This window comes from Moraxella sp. RCAD0137 (assembly GCF_002894025.1).
Lineage (GTDB): Bacteria > Pseudomonadota > Gammaproteobacteria > Pseudomonadales > Moraxellaceae > Moraxella > Moraxella porci.
Window position 1 is genome coordinate 23,309 of sequence record NZ_LTCC01000004.1, and the last position, 17,064, is coordinate 40,372.

The 17,064-nt window shown below is 48.5% G+C and carries 15 protein-coding genes; 8 read left to right on the forward strand and 7 right to left on the reverse strand.

The features are described 5' to 3' along the window. Positions 1 to 31 precede the first annotated feature (31 nt). Positions 32 to 2,173 carry a triacylglycerol lipase gene (locus AZ602_RS04530; protein ID WP_103033898.1) on the forward strand — a complete coding sequence of 714 codons (2,142 nt, stop codon included), beginning with the start codon at positions 32 to 34 and terminating at the stop codon, positions 2,171 to 2,173. Positions 2,174 to 2,230: 57 nt separating this feature from the next. Here the strand turns inward: AZ602_RS04530 and adk are convergent, their stop codons facing one another. The 6 genes from adk to AZ602_RS04560 all read right to left on the reverse strand — a co-directional run bounded on the left by adk (position 2,231) and on the right by AZ602_RS04560 (position 9,108). Then, positions 2,231 to 2,884, reverse strand: a complete 654-nt coding sequence (gene adk, locus AZ602_RS04535) for an adenylate kinase (RefSeq protein WP_199174090.1) — start codon at positions 2,882 to 2,884, stop codon at positions 2,231 to 2,233. Between the two features lie 366 nt (positions 2,885 to 3,250). Continuing rightward, the gene (ccmI, locus tag AZ602_RS04540; RefSeq protein WP_103033900.1) at positions 3,251 to 4,510 is read right to left on the reverse strand and encodes a c-type cytochrome biogenesis protein CcmI; all 1,260 of its coding nucleotides are present in this window, start codon (positions 4,508 to 4,510) and stop codon (positions 3,251 to 3,253) included. Between the two features lie 9 nt (positions 4,511 to 4,519). Beyond that, positions 4,520 to 5,044, reverse strand: a complete 525-nt coding sequence (locus tag AZ602_RS04545) for a cytochrome c-type biogenesis protein (protein ID WP_103033901.1) — start codon at positions 5,042 to 5,044, stop codon at positions 4,520 to 4,522. A gap of 9 nt (positions 5,045 to 5,053) precedes the next feature. Then, positions 5,054 to 5,632, reverse strand: a complete 579-nt coding sequence (locus AZ602_RS04550; protein WP_103033902.1) for a DsbE family thiol:disulfide interchange protein — start codon at positions 5,630 to 5,632, stop codon at positions 5,054 to 5,056. Next, a complete protein-coding gene (locus AZ602_RS04555) occupies positions 5,629 to 7,638 on the reverse strand; it encodes a heme lyase CcmF/NrfE family subunit (RefSeq protein WP_103033903.1) in 2,010 nt (669 codons plus the stop codon). Before AZ602_RS04555 ends, AZ602_RS04550 begins: the two co-directional genes overlap by 4 nt. Before the next feature lie 138 nt (positions 7,639 to 7,776). Further along, positions 7,777 to 9,108, reverse strand: a complete 1,332-nt coding sequence (locus tag AZ602_RS04560; RefSeq protein ID WP_369803867.1) for a hypothetical protein — start codon at positions 9,106 to 9,108, stop codon at positions 7,777 to 7,779. 248 nt (positions 9,109 to 9,356) lie between these two features. Here AZ602_RS04560 and rsmD point away from each other — a divergent pair, with 248 nt between their 5' ends. From rsmD to AZ602_RS04590, 6 genes are all read left to right on the forward strand, one after another. After that, complete coding sequence (rsmD, locus tag AZ602_RS04565; protein ID WP_103033905.1) at positions 9,357 to 10,025, forward strand: 16S rRNA (guanine(966)-N(2))-methyltransferase RsmD; 669 nt, start codon at positions 9,357 to 9,359, stop codon at positions 10,023 to 10,025. 170 nt (positions 10,026 to 10,195) lie between these two features. Then, entirely contained in the window at positions 10,196 to 11,314 is a 1,119-nt protein-coding gene (asd, locus tag AZ602_RS04570) for an aspartate-semialdehyde dehydrogenase (protein ID WP_103034017.1), read from the forward strand. Positions 11,315 to 11,510: 196 nt separating this feature from the next. Then, entirely contained in the window at positions 11,511 to 12,506 is a 996-nt protein-coding gene (locus AZ602_RS04575; protein WP_227525172.1) for an asparaginase domain-containing protein, read from the forward strand. Continuing rightward, the gene (gene truA, locus AZ602_RS04580; protein ID WP_103033907.1) at positions 12,503 to 13,336 is read left to right on the forward strand and encodes a tRNA pseudouridine(38-40) synthase TruA; all 834 of its coding nucleotides are present in this window, start codon (positions 12,503 to 12,505) and stop codon (positions 13,334 to 13,336) included. The genes AZ602_RS04575 and truA overlap by 4 nt, the downstream gene beginning before the upstream one ends. 72 nt (positions 13,337 to 13,408) lie before the next feature. After that, on the forward strand, positions 13,409 to 13,630 hold the full coding sequence (gene infA, locus AZ602_RS04585; protein ID WP_029102801.1) for a translation initiation factor IF-1: 222 nt from the start codon (positions 13,409 to 13,411) through the stop codon (positions 13,628 to 13,630). A gap of 173 nt (positions 13,631 to 13,803) precedes the next feature. Beyond that, positions 13,804 to 14,460 carry a hypothetical protein gene (locus AZ602_RS04590; protein WP_103033908.1) on the forward strand — a complete coding sequence of 219 codons (657 nt, stop codon included), beginning with the start codon at positions 13,804 to 13,806 and terminating at the stop codon, positions 14,458 to 14,460. 113 nt (positions 14,461 to 14,573) lie between these two features. Here the strand turns inward: AZ602_RS04590 and AZ602_RS04595 are convergent, their stop codons facing one another. Next, positions 14,574 to 15,677: a porin gene (locus tag AZ602_RS04595; RefSeq protein ID WP_103033909.1), complete on the reverse strand. Its 1,104-nt coding sequence runs from the start codon at positions 15,675 to 15,677 to the stop codon at positions 14,574 to 14,576. Between the two features lie 664 nt (positions 15,678 to 16,341). On the opposite strand from AZ602_RS04595, the gene AZ602_RS04605 reads away from it, so the two are divergent. Next, positions 16,342 to 17,043, forward strand: a complete 702-nt coding sequence (locus AZ602_RS04605) for a tRNA-(ms[2]io[6]A)-hydroxylase (protein ID WP_103033911.1) — start codon at positions 16,342 to 16,344, stop codon at positions 17,041 to 17,043. Positions 17,044 to 17,064 lie beyond the last annotated feature (21 nt).

Genomic DNA, 17,064 nt, shown 5'->3' on the forward strand with positions numbered 1-17,064 from the left:
CTGCGCCCACAGACAGGCATAACATCATCTTATGAAACCTTTTACAGCCCTATCACAGCCGCTTCGTGGCTTGATGGCGATTACAGCTTTGATCGCCTTGAGCGCCTGTAGCACGCTGATGCCACCCAAGCAAACACCAGCCAAGTTGCTCGAGCAGTCGCGTAGTAGCATCGTCACCACCTCTGCAGTCAGTGCTGCCACGCGCTCGATTTTGGTCTCATCGGGTCATACCCAAGAAAGCTGCATGGCAGATTTTGAGGACTGTATCCAAGCCATCGATGCCACTTTTTTGGTTGAGACGCCCAGCCGCCTAAAGCTTGCGGTCTTAAGCGAGCTGTATTATACCCGCGCACAGACGCTCATCGCCCAAGACGCCTGCCGACTTGAGCTGGATCGTCCGCCGATCGATCCGTATTATGCCAATGCGCCACTGAGCGATGAAGCCATGCGCGCACAGAGCGAGGCCAAGCAAATGTGCGCAGCCCAGTACCGTGAGGCGCTGTATCAGACGATCAAATTAAGCTATGCTTATTTATTTTATCACGGTCTGGGCGGTGCAGAAGCACCCTCGCCGATCGCCCAAGATGCCGATGTGCGCACGCTGGATTTGTATCATTTGGCGATCAATGATCTGGTGACACAGATTTATCGCGCCGATCGCGGTATTTTTGCCGATGCCAAGATCGATGATGTGCCAAGTTCAAAAAACACAACCAATCACAATCAATTACCAATCAGCACCATTTATAGCCAAGATCAAAACCAAAAGCACACCATTCGCTTATCTGTGGCCGCCGATGATTATCTGCAAAAAATTTTGGCTAACTCTGATGATCATCGAGCGCTGTTTTCTGATCTGATTTCAGCTTATGATTCAAGATTGGTGAACTTAGATGTCAATGCGCGGCGCTCAGGTCTTGGGGTGAGTTTTATCGGCGCCATTCATGACCGTCATACCGTCAGCGCTCGCAAGATGAATATCGAACCCAACAAACCACTGAATGATCGCATCCATCCAGCAGGTCATGTACAGCTGACTGCGATGGTGCAGCCTCGAGGCGATGATCTAAAACAAGTACTGGCTGCCGACGAGTTTGATGCCTACTTTTTTAATCCCTCAAAACAAGCCAGCATCACGATGTACGGCACAGATCATCCGTTGACAGCCAATTTTTCTGCTGGCTATGCGCTGTGGCTGAGTGAAAATCAGCTGCAACAGATCTCACTGATGAACATGATCTCGCGGCAAGATGCCATGGCGCTGCCCGAGCTTTTTATGCTCAAGCCTTATCAACCTGATCAACAAGTCATCATTATGCTGCATGGTTTGGCATCAAGTCCAGCCACTTGGGTGAATCTCACCAACACGCTACTATCTGATCCTAAGCTTAATGACAATTATCAAGTCTGGCAGATCGCTTACTCAACAAACCTGCCAATCCTTGAAAATCGCTATCAAATCCATCAGCTGATTCGTCAAGCTTTCCAAGCCGTCGATCCCACAGGTCAAGATCGCGCCAGTCGCAATGCTGTGATCATCGGCCACAGCATGGGCGGTGTGATATCACGCATGCTGGTGTCCGATACCGATTTGACTGCGGCACTGGCCAGACTTGATGACAAAAAACAGTATCAGTTAATCAACCGCCTCCCATCAGATCAACGCCAAGCCATCAACGATCGTCTGATGCTATCGGCCTTGCCACAGATCGATGAGGCCGTGTTCATCTCTGCGCCGCATCGTGGTACCGATTATGCCGATCGCTGGTTCACTAGAGCAGCGCGGCGTGTCATCCGCCTGCCGGTAGAACTCACCAAGTCAATTACTGGAGCTTTGAGCGGTGAAGGTAGCGCCCAAAGCTTTTTGGGATCGCTGTATCTTCAAAATGGCGCAAGCCAGCTGTCGGATCGATCTTCCTTTGTGGCCTTGACCGAGGATGTACAAATCAGCCCATCGGTGCGCTATCACACCATCGTCGGCAATCATCGCGGTGATCAGGACAGCGTCGATACTGTGGGTGCTGCCATCTCAGATGGTGTCGTGCCTTATGACAGCTCGCACCTAGAAGGCACTGCCTCAGAAACCATCATCACAGGCAGACATAACATTCACGAAAATCCAAAGACCATCGTACAGCTGCGCAAAATTCTGCATCAGCATCTGTTACATTGATCCACAAAACCAAAAAGCCCAAAGCGTCAGTGCTTTGGGCTTAATCGTGATGATCAGTTAAGATTTTAATACTGCAAAAATCTCGTCACGCACGGTGTCAATGGCCTTGGTGCCATCAAAATCATGATATTCTGGTGCATTCTCACCTGATTGAGCGACTTGTTGATAATGATCGATCAGCGCTGCCGTCTGTGCATGATACACAGACAAGCGATCGCGTACGACTTCTTCTTTATCATCATCACGCTGTACCAGAGGCTCGCCTGTCACATCATCAATGCCTTCGACTTTTGGCGGATTGTACACCACATGATAAGTGCGACCTGAGGCAAAATGCGCGCGGCGACCTGACATGCGGCTGACGATCTCATCATCAGGTACGCTGATCTCGATGACATAGTCAATATCCACGCCTGCTGCTGACAGCGCTTCAGCCTGCGCGATGGTGCGTGGAAAACCATCAAAGATACAACCATTGGCACAGTCTGGCTGACTGATGCGATCTTTGACCAGATTGATGATCAGATCATCAGACACCAACTGACCTGCATCCATGACACTTTTGGCCAATTTACCAAGTTCTGTGCCTTCTTTGATCGCAGCTCTGAGCATATCGCCAGTTGAGATTTGTGGAATGCCAAATTCTTTTGAAATCAGCTGAGCCTGAGTGCCTTTGCCTGCACCTGGTGGGCCCAATAGGATGATGCGCATCATGAGAAACTCTCCAAATCAAAATCTGCCAATGACAGTAAAATACGGTAAGTAAACTTACCCAACAAAAACATACCCACTATAAAACACATTGGCTAATTGTTCAAGTGCTTTTATTGGCTTTTATCATAAAATCCGATGAAATCACAAGTTAATGTGACAATTTAATGAAATCCATCTCCAAATCTCATCAAAATCGGCAAAATTCGATTAATTTTTAATAAATCATGACCCATCAGTCAATCTATGCATCATGAGCTGATTTTGGCTGCCATGCTAATAGCCAAAAAAAAAGACTTGGTCTAAGCCAAGTCTTTGATGCGATACATCCCATCAATTTGAGTTATCAAACCCAAATCCAATACCTTAAGGGATGATCTGTGAGATCGTTAAGCTGATCTGATTTTGTTTATCCAGCACCACAGGGTTGGCGGCCAGATCTCCAGATTCGGCGATGGCATTGCCTGAATGACTGATGCGCGCATTCACCACCAGTGTCGTGCCAGCATCACGGCCTGATGACAGCGTGCGGCCAGGCATCATCGCATCAGCATCACTTAGACGCACGACGACGCCACTAGCTGTCAGTTCACTTGCTGCCATACGCTTGACAGCATAAGGCGCACCACCGGCTTGATCAGTCACAGAGACAAATAAAATGTCATCAGGACGCATCTGCGCGGCTAGATTGGGTGCCATATGTACCGTAATGGCCACACCTTGAGCAGCAGCAGCCTCTTGGGCGGTAATGTTATCCATCAGTTTATCCAGACTTGCTAAAGCCTCGCTGCGATCGCCTGAATGCGATGCGATGTTTGAGCGTAGTCTTGCGATCCACGCCTTGGCTTCTGGGTAGTTGCCAGCGCGTGATTCGCCCATCGCCATCATCATCATCGCACCCTCATGCTTGGGCGACTTGGCCAAAATATCACCCAAAATCTCACGCGACTGCGCATCCATGCGACCTTCATTGACAAAGAAACTGGTCTGTGCATAAGCCAAGGCGATCTCTTGGTTGTCAGGACTTAGTCGATTGGCACGAGACAGTGCCTCGAGTGCTTGTGGATACGCCTCGAGCATCATAAACAGCTCCGACAGACGCATCCAGCGATCGGCATCATAGGCATGATGATGCACATTGGTCTGCATGGCGCTGATCAATGCCATCGAATCTTTGGTCGCCCACTCAGGCGGTGCATCTATTTTGGCAGTCAAAAGATCGTCAGCGACCTGACCGACACTATCTTGGGCTTGCCACAGCGCATAAACAGGCGTGCGATCAGCAGTGGTCAGATAAGCGATCGCCGCCAAAATCGGGATCCAGATCAGCACGATGGCACGACCTTTGGCACCCACAGGGGCATGCGCTTCTGCCACAGTTTGCGCCTCAAGCAGCTGGCGTTTTAGCTCGGTGATTTGTGCTTGGTATTGAGCTTCAGACAGATTGCCCGCTGCTCGATCTGCCTCCAGCTCGCCAATGCGCTCGCCAAAGACCTGCACATTGACCGCCATCAGCTGATTGTCCGCGGCTGGCTGCGAACGCATCCATGGCGAAATCACCACAATCGACAGCAGTACTGTCAGTACAGCACATAACGAAAAAAATAAAATCAAACTCGGTGTCATTTGGCTGCCTTATGCTTTATCTGAATCTTGAGGGGTGGATTTTGTTGAGTGATTCAGCCGATCTTGATGCTGCGACAAAATCTTGGCCAGCTTCTCTTCTTCACTGGCAGACAGTGGCGCAGCCGTATCGCTGACGGTGGCCGCACGGCCTTTTTTGGCTTTATACAGCCAACCTAAAATCAACAGCACCAGCAGCACAGGCGGAAAAAACCATAAAATCCAAGTCGAGGGCCGCACAGGCGGCTTATAACTGATAAAGTCACCATATCGTTCAAACATATAATTACGGATCTCGGTATCCGTGCGGCCATCTTTGACCATCTCATAGGTTTTTTGTTTTAAGTCTTGCGCGATGGGTGCGTCAGAAGCTGCCAGATTTTGGTTTTGGCATTTTGGACATCTGAGCTCTTCGATCAAACCACGATACTGCGCTTCTTGTTGAGGCGAATCAAATTCATACAGCTCAATATTGGTCGCCAAAGCAGCCGTTGTAACGCACAAACCTAGCATCACCGCCATGATGGATGTTTTCATCTGTTTCCCCTATTGACATGCAGCCAGCTTAGCATCACTGTCGAGCGCTGCATCAGCCACCGCGGTCATACACGACTCGATCTGAGGCCAATTCATCTCGCCCACCTCGCCGACGATGTGCTGATACACCACGCCATCACCGCCAACCACATAACTTTCGGGCGCACCCATCAAACCCAGATCCAACGCATATTCACCTGACAGATCTTGAATAGAAAATATAAATGGATCTTGATGTTCGTTCAAATAAGCCAATGCATCAGACAGCTCGTCTTTATAATTAACGCCCACCATCGGCACACCCTTGGCGTGTAGCTGCATTAAAAAAGGATGCTCGATATAACAAGTAGGACACCACGAACCCCAAACATTTAATAAAAATGGGCTGTTTGGCAGATCTGCTTTGGTCATTTGGCGTGTGGTATCAGACAAAAGCGGTAAGCTAAATTCAGGCAAAGGCTGCCCGACGACGCGACTGGTATTGACCTCGGTGGGCTTGCCCAATTGGCGAAACAGCATCACCACAAGCACCACAAAAACCAATAAAGGAATGATAAAAACCCAAAGGCGTTTATTTCGAGTCATCACAATGCTCCTGTATCATTTCGTCTGATAGATTGGACTTTTGAGAGGCGATAACGCTTATCGATGATCGCAATGAATGCACCCAAGGCCATGATGATCGCCCCTAGCCAAATCCAGCGCACCATCGGTTTGACATAGACTCGTACCGCCCAAGTGTTGATGTCGGTTTGGCCATTATCAGCGGTGATCGGCTCGCCCAAAGCCACATACATTTCATTTAATAAGCTGGTGTGAATACCAACCTCAGTCATCGGCATCATGCTGACGACATAGTTGCGTTTTTGGGGATACAGCGTGCTGATCAATCGATCGTTTTGTTTGACGGTGATGGTGGCCTGAGTGGCATCGTAGTTTGATCCTTTGATGGTCTCAAATTCTTGCAAATAAAAATCATAGCCTTGGACATGCACGCTATCACCGACAGTCATCGCCACATCTTTTTCGATGCTCATGCTGCTCACGCCAGCCACACCCATCACACAGACGATGACGCCAATGTGCGCAATCTGCATGCCCCAGTAGCTTGGTGTCAATTTGCCAAGACCTGACAATAGGCCGCCTTTATGGTGCTTTAGTTTATCTTTGATGTCAATAATGATGAACGCAAGCACCCACAACGATAAGATGCCTGAGACATACACACTATAGTCAAAGCGAGGAAATTCCGCCAGCTGCGACACCATGTATGCCAATACCGAACCCAAAACAAAGGCACTGAGCGCACACGCTAAAATAGTCGCGAGCAGCGGACGGCTGTCATATTTAAAGCGCAAGATCGAACCTATGCCCATAAAGCCCAAAAGCAGCCAAGTCAATGGCACAAATAAGGCATTAAAATACGGAGGACCAACGGAGACCTGACCAAGCTTAAAGAAATCAGCGATGATCGGGTATAGTGTTCCTAGCAGTACCACCAGTGTGGCGACAAGCAGGATTAGATTATTAATAACCAAAACGGTTTCGCGTGATTTGAGCTTATAGCTACTCTCCACCGTCAGCTTCCAGCCACGCAGTGCAAACATCAACAAACCAAAGCCGATGATCACCGCCAAAATCGCCAGCACCGCAAGGCCTCGCGTCGGATCAGCGGCGAATGAATGCACTGAGGTGATCACACCTGAGCGTACCAAAAAAGTCCCAAGTAGGCTCAGCGCAAACGAAAAAATGGCCAGCATGATCGTCCATGCCTTAAAAACGCCGCGTTTTTCGGTGACAGCCAGTGAATGCACCAGTGCTGTGGCAGCAAGCCAAGGCATCAATGAGGCATTCTCAACAGGATCCCAGAACCACCAGCCGCCCCAGCCCAGTTCATAGTATGCCCACCATGAACCCAGCGCGATGCCCAAGGTCAAAAATGCCCACGCCGTCAGCGCCCATGGACGACTCCAGCGCGTCCAAGTCGCATCCAATCGACCTGCCCATAATGCCGCCATACAAAACGCGAACGGAACTGCCAAGCCCACATAGCCCATATACAGCATCGGCGGATGGAAAATCAATCCTGGATCTTGGAGCATCGGATTTAGATCCGCGCCATCGACAGGCAGATTCGGCAGCACGCGATCAAATGGTGATGAGGTAAAAATCAGCATCGCCAGCATCATGGTCTGCACTGCACCCAGTACAGACAGTACACGCGCGCGCATATCAAGCGGCAGCCCACGACTGAACACCGACACCAACATGCACCAAGTGGCCAAGATGGTCATCCAAAGCAGCAACGAACCTTCATGGCCGCCCCAAGTGGCAGACAGCTTGTAGTACCACGGCATCAGGCTATTTGAATGCTTGGCGACATATACCAGACTAAAATCATTATACAAAAAGCCTGCAATGAGCGCGCCAAAAGACGCCGCCATCGCCAAAAACTGCGCCATCGCCAGACTTGGAGCCAATCGCTGCCACTGTCCTTGTCGCTTTATCACCCCAACGGCGGGTAAAATCGCCTGCAATATCGCAAGCACAAAGGCCAGTAATAGTGCAAAATATCCAAGTTCTGTTATTAGCATAGTATGATACTCATTTGCTGTACATTGATGGGCATAACGCTCGATCAATGCTATCAACTCAGTGACTGATCAAGCAAAGCATGCAGCTGCTTGATCTGACTTATAACCACAAAAAGCGGCGATATGGCCGCCGACAAATTAGAAAAACACCACCACAAGATGCAGCCAGCCTGCCAAAAAGCCTGTGATACCACCAAGGACAATCAAGGTAATCTCATCTTCTTGAAAAGCTGGTCTTAATAGATTTTGAAATTCTTTGGGTGTCAGAGCGCGAATGCGACCCTCGAACAGCCCAAAAATCTTGCTGGCTCGAGAAGTATTGAGCTTTGGATCGCGAATCGGCACCATGGTGGCATCGATCGATTTATCCAAAATCATGTCTTTAAAATGATCCAAGCTTTGTTCATTCATGCCCATCTTCAGCGTCGTCGCCACCACAGGCTCTTCGAGCATGCCGTATAAATGCGACTTCATCAAATCGCGCGTTTGATCCGCACGGCTGCCGTACATCATCTCATGCATGATGTTCTCAAGGGTCACCAGCTCTTTGACGACGATCTCAGCGAACACGCTTGAGACCTCATCTTGTCGCTTCATAAAGCCGCCTTGCCAGCTGTAGGTGTGCCAGTGCGGTCGCATCCATCGAATGCGCTTATGGCCATCGACCATCTCATAACGAAACAGACGAACAAATGGAATAAAGCGCGGCTCAACAGGATTAAACACCATCCAAATGGCGATCCAGTTGGTCAAAGCACCCCACACCATCGCAAAAAAAGGCACTGTCCAATGCTGTGGCACAAAATAAAAAATCGCCATCTGCACCACACCAAAGCCAAAGCCGATCAGTGCGCTGATTTTCCAGATGAAGTTGATTTCTTTTTTGCCGACGCGCAAAAACATATCCACCATCAGCTTGCGATCATTTTCCATCTTAGAGACGATCATCTGGCGCATATCGACAAGCGATTCGACATTATAAGTCAAATCCATCACCAGCGCCTTCATGATGTCAGGCAGCTTGGCATGGACATGTGAGTAGATGCGGCGACGGATGGCATAAGGCATGTGCGTCCACAGTGTATATGAGCGCTCCAGCATGATCTCATCGATGAGGCTTTCTAAGTTTTTATCGACTGTTAAAGTGATGAACTCTGCCATCTCTTCAGGCTCCATCGCCTGAAAAAACTCATCGAGTGAGCCAAGCTTTGAAAGGGTTTGATCGACGATTTTACCAGAGATTTTCCCTGCTTTGGCAGGTACGATGCCTTGCCAGCCCAAGCCTTTTAGCCCAAATGGCATATTATTGATGCGAATGCCCCAGAATTTGATGGGATAAAACAACATCTCAAGCGCCATCCAGACATGCGCCCAAGTCACGAACGCTGTCACTGGCGGAATCGTCAGCATGGCGATAAATTCAGGGTGTTCGCTTAGGGCTTGCCAGACAGATGAAAACATAGCAATGATCTAAAATGTGGATGTTTAAGGGCAGCGATGGCAAATTTGCCTAAAATTTAACCCGTTATTCTAGCACAGATCTGGCGCGCTTTGGGAAAATTCTGTGTTTTTGTGCCATCAAAATTGACAAATTAATCCTAGTTTTAACTTAGTCACAAATTCCATCCAAGGGCTATCACAAAACCGTAACATCCAGTAAAATAACCCAAAACAGTCGCAAAATATTTGTAAAATAAAAAAGCCCAGAGAAACTTACCATGAAATCACCCACCAAACGCCGCAGCCCAAACGCCCGATCGCACACCGATCATCGCCCCAACCGACCCACCAATCAAGTGCGCATCATCGGTGGTATGCACAGACGCCGCCTGATCAGCTTTATCGACGCCGACGGTCTGCGCCCGACGCCTGATCGACTGCGCGAGACGATTTTTAATTGGTTGACAGGTCATCTGACCGATGCGCGCGTGCTTGATGTCTGTGCTGGTAGTGGCGCGCTGGCGTTTGAGGCGTTAAGCCGTGGTGCAGCAGATGCTGTGTTGATTGAGGCCAATGCTGCTCAAGCCAAGCAGCTCATTGCCAATGCTGAGCTATTAAATCTCAGTGCCTCCACTCAGATCATACACGGCACCTCTCCGACGGCATTGGACGCACTTCAAGGACCGTTTGATCTAATATTCATCGATCCGCCGTATGCGCTGGATCTGTGGCAGCCGATCTTAAACACACTCATCGACTTAAAGCTGATTCATGAGAACAGCTTAATATACCTTGAGGCGGATCGAGACATCGATACTGTGATCAGTGCCGATTTGCTGCATGCATTTACCCTCATCAAAGCCACTCAAGTCGGCCAAGCGCACGCTTATCTGATGACGCCGATGACACAAGAGGATCTTAAGCGTGCAGATGGTCTGGAGGAATGATTAACCATAAGTTAACTTCATCCCAAAAAATTGCTGTGCTAAAGTGCATAAAAGTGCTTGATTTTTTGGTCATAACAAGGCATAGTTATCCATTCACATGACGCCCAATCGTGATGGTCTTGATTGGGTCATTTCACCAAGCAAAAGGTAGTTTTAACATGGCAGAAAAAATGGTAGTCGGTCTGGTTGGCTGGCGTGGTATGGTGGGTTCTGTACTGATGGCTCGTATGGTCGAAGAAGGCGATTTTGCACACATTACGCCTGTGTTCTTCTCAACGAGTAACGCTGGTGGCAAAGCCCCTGATTTTGGCGTGGATGCAGGCACTCTAAAAGATGCCAACGACATCACCGAGCTTGCCAAATGCGATACCATTATCACCTGCCAAGGCGGTGACTACACCAAAGCCGTACATGGCAAACTGCGTGACAGCGGCTGGAATGGCTACTGGATTGATGCGGCAAGCTCACTGCGTATGGAAGATGATGCCATCATCATCCTAGACCCTGTCAATCGTGATGTGATTGATGCCGCTCTAGCCAATGGCAAAAAAGACTTCATCGGCGGTAACTGCACCGTCAGCCTAATGCTGATGGCCATCGGCGAACTGTTCCGCCGTGGCTGGGTAGAATGGGTGTCAGCGATGACCTATCAAGCCGCATCAGGCGCTGGCGCAAACAATATGCGTGAGCTAATCAGCGGTATGGGCGTACTGCGTGATTCGGTCGCTGACAAGCTTGCCGATCCTGCGTCTGCCATCCTTGAGATTGATAAGACCATCGCCGATACACAGCGTAGCGACAGCTTCCCAAAACAGCACTTCGGCGCAGTATTGGCAGGCAGTCTGATTCCTTATATCGACAGTCAGCTTGAAAACGGTCAATCTCGTGAAGAGTGGAAAGGTCAAGCCGAAACCAATAAAATCCTTGGCAAATCAGGCGATGAACTCATCAATATCGATGGTATCTGCGTGCGTATCGGAGCGATGCGTTGCCACAGCCAAGCACTGACCATCAAGCTTACCCAAGACATCCCACTTGAAGAAATCGAAGCTGCTCTGCGTGACAGCGACAATCCATGGCTGGATGTCGTCGAAAATGACAAACCTGCGAGCATGGAGCGTCTAACCCCTGTAGCAGTAACAGGCACGCTAAATGTCGCTGTCGGTCGTCTGCGTAAGATGAACATGGGCGGCGAGTACCTGACTGCCTTTACCGTTGGTGACCAACTACTGTGGGGTGCTGCTGAGCCGCTACGCCGTATGCTTGCCATCGTACAAGGTCGCATCTAAGCCCTAATTTGAGCGTTTCACCGCCATTTTAGCGTGTGCAAGAACCATTTATGTCCTATCGTGGCATAAATGGTTTTTTTATTTGCCTAAGACACGCCTTGCGATGGTGAGTACGATGGCTTTACCGATGATTTGATGTGCTTTTTTGGTGGCTTTGCTTTATAATACGCCTAAGCTTTTTTGAGTGATGATTCTTATGACCACACCCATTCATCTGATTTATGCTGGCGGTACTTTTGGCAGTCATGGTACGCCCTTATCGCCCTTGCCTGCTGATGTGTTTTTGCCGATTTTGACCGAACGATTGGCAGAGAAGCAGTATGCCATCACCGTGCTTGATAACGATGTCGTCAAGGATTCTAGCACCTTGACACCGACGGAGTTTGTGCATTTTTATCAGCTGATTTTGGCGTCTTATACCACAGGCGTGCGCCGATTTGTGCTATTGACAGGGACGGATACACTCAGTTTTTTGGCGGCATTTTTGGCACATGCTTTGGCAGACTTTAATGATATTAGCCTAGTCATCACAGGCAGTATGCAGCCGCTGTTCGTCGCTGATTCTGCCGATTATCAGATCAATCCACACAGCGATGCATGGGCAAATCTTAGCGGTGCACTGGATGTCGCGATGGCACAGACGGGTGTGTTTGTGCAGTTTTATCATCAGACACTTGATGCCAAAAACACCCAAAAAATCAACAGCCAAATCCACGATGCCTTTGTCGGTGTGCCAGCTGCCATCAGCCCAGCGGTTATCGATGGTACGGATCAGGCGGTGCTGGATCATCATTTATCCCACCTGCCAACCATCATCAAGCAAGCAGCCCAAACCCGTATCCACGCCATCTATGCTCTGCCTAATGACCCCGATTATCTTGTCGAGAGCCTACAGACGCTCCATGTTGATGTCAAAGCAGTCATCCTAATCGGCTATGGCTCGGGCAATTTGCCATCGTCGCCTGCCATCATCCGTGCCATCGATGATGCCATCGCTCGTGGCGTGCGCATCATCTGCACGACGATGTGCCCGTTTGGCGGTGTCAGCAGTACCTACGCAGCTGGCGCATGGCAGTATGCGCATGGCGTCATCTCAGGCGGCAACCTTAGCATCGCTGCCATCTACGGGCAGGCGCTGTGGCTTAGCCTAAATAATCAGCTCACTGCCGAGCATTGGACGATCGCCCCATGACACAAGACACCCAAGCCGCCCAAAACCATGCACAGGTCTATGCCGTCGGTATCGAGTTCATCGGCACCAACTATCGTGGCTGGCAACGCCAAATCGATGCCATCGGTGTCCAAGCCGTCATCGAAAACGCCCTATCCAAGATCGCCAACGAACCCATCGAGCTCATCGCTGCAGGTCGCACCGATGCTGGTGTCCATGCTGGCAATATGGTAGCGCATTTCACCACGCACGCCCATCGCCCTGTCTATAACTGGCTGCGCGGTGTCAATAGCATGCTACCCGATGACATCGCTCTGCGCTGGATGGTGCCGATGCCTGATGATTTTCATGCTCGCTTTAGTGCCATCGCTCGTCGCTATCGCTATATCACGCTCAATCAGCCCTATCGCCCTGCCATCTTGCGCCATCAGGTGACACATGAATATGCACCGCTTGATATTGATAAGATGATACAGGCAAGCAAGCTTTTGGTCGGTACGCATGATTTTACAAGTTTTCGTGCGGCAGCTTGCCAATCCAATCAGCCTGTACGCACAGTCAGCCATGCCGAGCTATTCACACATGGGGCGTATCTGGTGCTGGACATCCAAGCCGATGGTTTTTTGCATCATATGGTGCGTAACATCATGGGTGCACTGTTTGCCATCGGTCGTGGTGAGATGGCGGTGGATGCGCTGATGCCATTGATACACGCCAAAGATCGCACCTTGGCACCGCCGACCGCATCGGCTGATGGGCTGTATTTTATCAATGCCTATTATCCAGAGCGCTTCCAGACGCTACTGCCTGATGAACCACTGACGCCCCTTTGGCTAAATTTGCCGAAATAGTCAAATAAGGCTATGTTTTCGGCTCAAAAAATAGTATAATAGCCCAAATTTTTTAACGATATTGATGAGATTATGGCAAAAAAAGACGACATCATCGAATTTGAAGGCGAAGTAATCGACACTTTGCCAAACACCCTATTCAAAGTCCGCCTAGATAACGGACACGAAATCATCGCCCACATCTCGGGCAAAATGCGTAAGCACTACATCCGCATCTTGACAGGTGATAAGGTCAAGGTTGAGATGACCCCTTATGATTTGAGCAAAGGTCGCATCACTTATCGTGGTAAATAATCCGCCAAGTTGATGACTTAGCTTTATTTTAAATCATTTTAAATCCCAAAAGATCCGAACGCTGGTTTGGGTCTTTTTTTATTGTATGTATTGTATGCTTTTTGTGCGATGGTTGATTGTCATTTTATAGATTTGTTATGATATCGGTTCATCTAAGCAATATCATAGCAGCAATGAACACACCCTTAACCATCCTAATTCACGGACTGCATCTAAATCCGTGGTATATGAAACCACTGGCCAAGAGACTGGAAAATCATGGCTTGCCAACCTATTGCTATGGCTACAAAAGCCTAAGCCACCCCATCGCCAAGAACAGTCAAGGGCTGCACGAGTATCTGCTAACCCATCATGATCCTGCCATGCCGATTAATCTGGTCGGACACAGCCTAGGCGGCCTTGTGATACGGCATTTTTTGGTGCATTATCCGATGTGGCAAGTGCATCGCTGTGTCACGCTTGGCACGCCACATCAGGGCAGTCAGACGGCACAGTTTGCGCATCGCTACCTATCACCGCTTATTAACCAATCGTTTCTGGGGGCGCTGGATGGCAGCTGCCCGCCGCTGCGTGATGATGTCAGCTTAGGCATCATCGCTGGCAACCGACCGATCGGACTGGGTTTGCCAATTTTGACGCTGCACACTCATCGCCATAAGCTCGATGGTGACGCGCGTCAGCATGATGGCACGGTGTATCTGTCCGAGACCAGATTGCAGGACGCTGATGATTATTTGATCCTGCCGGTGAGCCATACGGGGCTATTGACGGATAAGGTGGCAGCGGTGCAGACACTGCATTTTTTGCAGCATGGGTGTTTCTTACGGTGATGCCGATGGATGCCTAAGTGCCAAACAGACTTATCATACATCCATAGCGCACAGATGCCATCAACAAAAAAAGCCCATCATACGATGAGCTTTTTTGACTGAGTCGGCTGGGATTAGAATTTGTATTCTAGACCTGCACCAAGACCGAAACCGCTGTAGTCTTCAGTACCAGAAACAGTAACAGTTCTGGTTTGTCCAAGAAGTGGGTCAGCAGATGTAGTTGTGGTTTCGTACTCCAACTTATCAGTGTTTAGATAAGCGCCATAGATGTGGCCAGTGGTTGCACGGTTAAATGCATATTTACCACCCAATACAAAACGTTGTTTTTCAGCATTAGCATTGCCATTAGCATTGTCAACTAGGTCAACTTGGCCGTATGCAGTCCATGGCGTTTGTGCTACTTTGTGGTTTGCACTTAGAGTGAATGCATTTTCGTTGTCATCGCCACCAAAGTCAGTATTTTGATATAGTGCACCGATGGTGGTCGCTGGTGTTAGGTCATAAGCACCAGAGATACGAGCAGCTTTAAAGTCACCTGCTTGGATGTAAGAAACACCTGCGCGGTATGGTGCTTTTGGCTCATATTGAGCAGCCACACCGAAAGCATCACGGCCTAGGCTGTCAGATGAGTTGTTCTCATCCATTACATACATAGCTGATACAGTTACATCGTTATAAGTTGGTGCAACATATGCAAATGCGTTGTTAGCGCGTGGTTTGTCGAATGATGCTAGAACATTGTCACCGCCAAGTACGCCGCCTTGAGTTACGTTAGCATAGTCTACACGACCATCGATCGCAGATAGACGACCTGCTAGCAGAGTACCATATTGCTTATTAGCTAGACCTAGGTAAGTGTCACGAGATTCAAAGTTACGTTGGTCACGTGCATCAACATCAACGCGGTATTCAAGTTGGTATAGTACGTCAGTATTTGCAGTTAGTGCTTCTGAACCACGGATACCGATACGAGAAGCGTTAGAATTTAGTTTGCTGCGACCAGTAGTAGAAACGCTAGTAGTTTCAGAATTACCAACAACTCGACTTGCTACAGTACCATCATAATTGGTTACAGTAGTAGTAGTAACTGTGGTGCGGTCAGTATCACCATCATTTAGATCAAGAGTAAGGAATGCTTTACCGTATACGGTAGGTGCAGCTTGAGCGGCTGTTACCGATAGAGCAGCGACTGCAGTAGCTAGAACTAGTTTTTTCATGGGTTTCTCCACTTTAAAAATCGGACATCGTTGCCCGGTACAAGATTGCTTGCTTATGAGATACACTGGCGAGGTGCTGATGTATCAATTCATGATGGCTGAGCATCGCAGCAAAGAGTAACATAAAATTACACACTGTAGCAATACAGGCAGCCAATCTTCATACTGTGACTATAGAATACCAAGTTTGAAATATTTTGCAATACCTTTGGCATGAAAAAATTTGTAACATTTGCATATTATTTTATAAATCTTTGAAATTTATCATTTTTTTAAAGTTATTTATTTGGATTATTTTTCATTTTTATGATAAAAATGATCAGTTTATGGCCAAAATAAGGCTAATTTTTGGCAAAAATTGCGTGCGTATTTCAAATTTTGTTACAAATATTCGTCTGATAAATCAGATCAAATCTTGACATTTAAAACATTTGTACGCTGAAATTTGGGTGTGTAGCATATTAATGTTACGACACTGTGACAAATGTTGTTTGGCTTAAATTTTGTTGCATTTATGGCTGATTACACTGCTGTAGGTTTGATCAAACGCGCCAAGTCAGTCTCACCTTGATGGCTGGCAATATGCTATAATAAAGGCATCATACAGGCATCATAGCTGTCATTGATGGTTTTGGCAGCAGATGCACCACCCATAAGGACTATCATGACACACCCAAACAGCAGCCATGACGATGATCTGGCCATCATCACCACTCGCGCCCGCGCACAGACGGACATCAGCCATATTTATGAATTCTTAGGCTGTCGCACTTCTGATAGCTGGCTAAAGCTTGCCAAAGACAATCTACCCCTACTACTCCAAGACCATGCCAACTGCGAGAAAAAAGCAGCAGGCACAGCGATGAATCTGATTTTTCGCTATGAATTTCACCGTGAACTCCAAGAGCGACTGGCACAGCTGGTGCGTGAAGAGATGCTACACTACGAGCAAGTGCTGTCCTTGATGAAAGATCGTGGTATCCAGTGGCATTATCTGCCTGCAGGTCGCTACGCCAAAGGGCTACTCAAACACAAACGGACGCATGAGCCTGCGGCGATGGTGGATGTGCTGATTATTGGGGCGTTTATTGAAGCGCGTTCTTGTGAGCGATTCTCGGCACTCGCTGATGCCATCGATGATGAGAAATTGGCTCGTTATTATAAATATCTACTCAAATCAGAATCACGACATTATGAAGACTATCTGAATCTGGCTCGCTCCATCACGGATGAGAGTATCGATGAGCGGGTGGCGTTCTTTCGTGATGTTGAGCGTGAATTGATTGACTCGCCTGATGATCAGTTGCGGTTTCATAGTGGCGTGCCAAGTGATGAGCTGATGGCGCAGAGCCAAGCGAACGCATAAGCCATTCATTCGTCATTGATA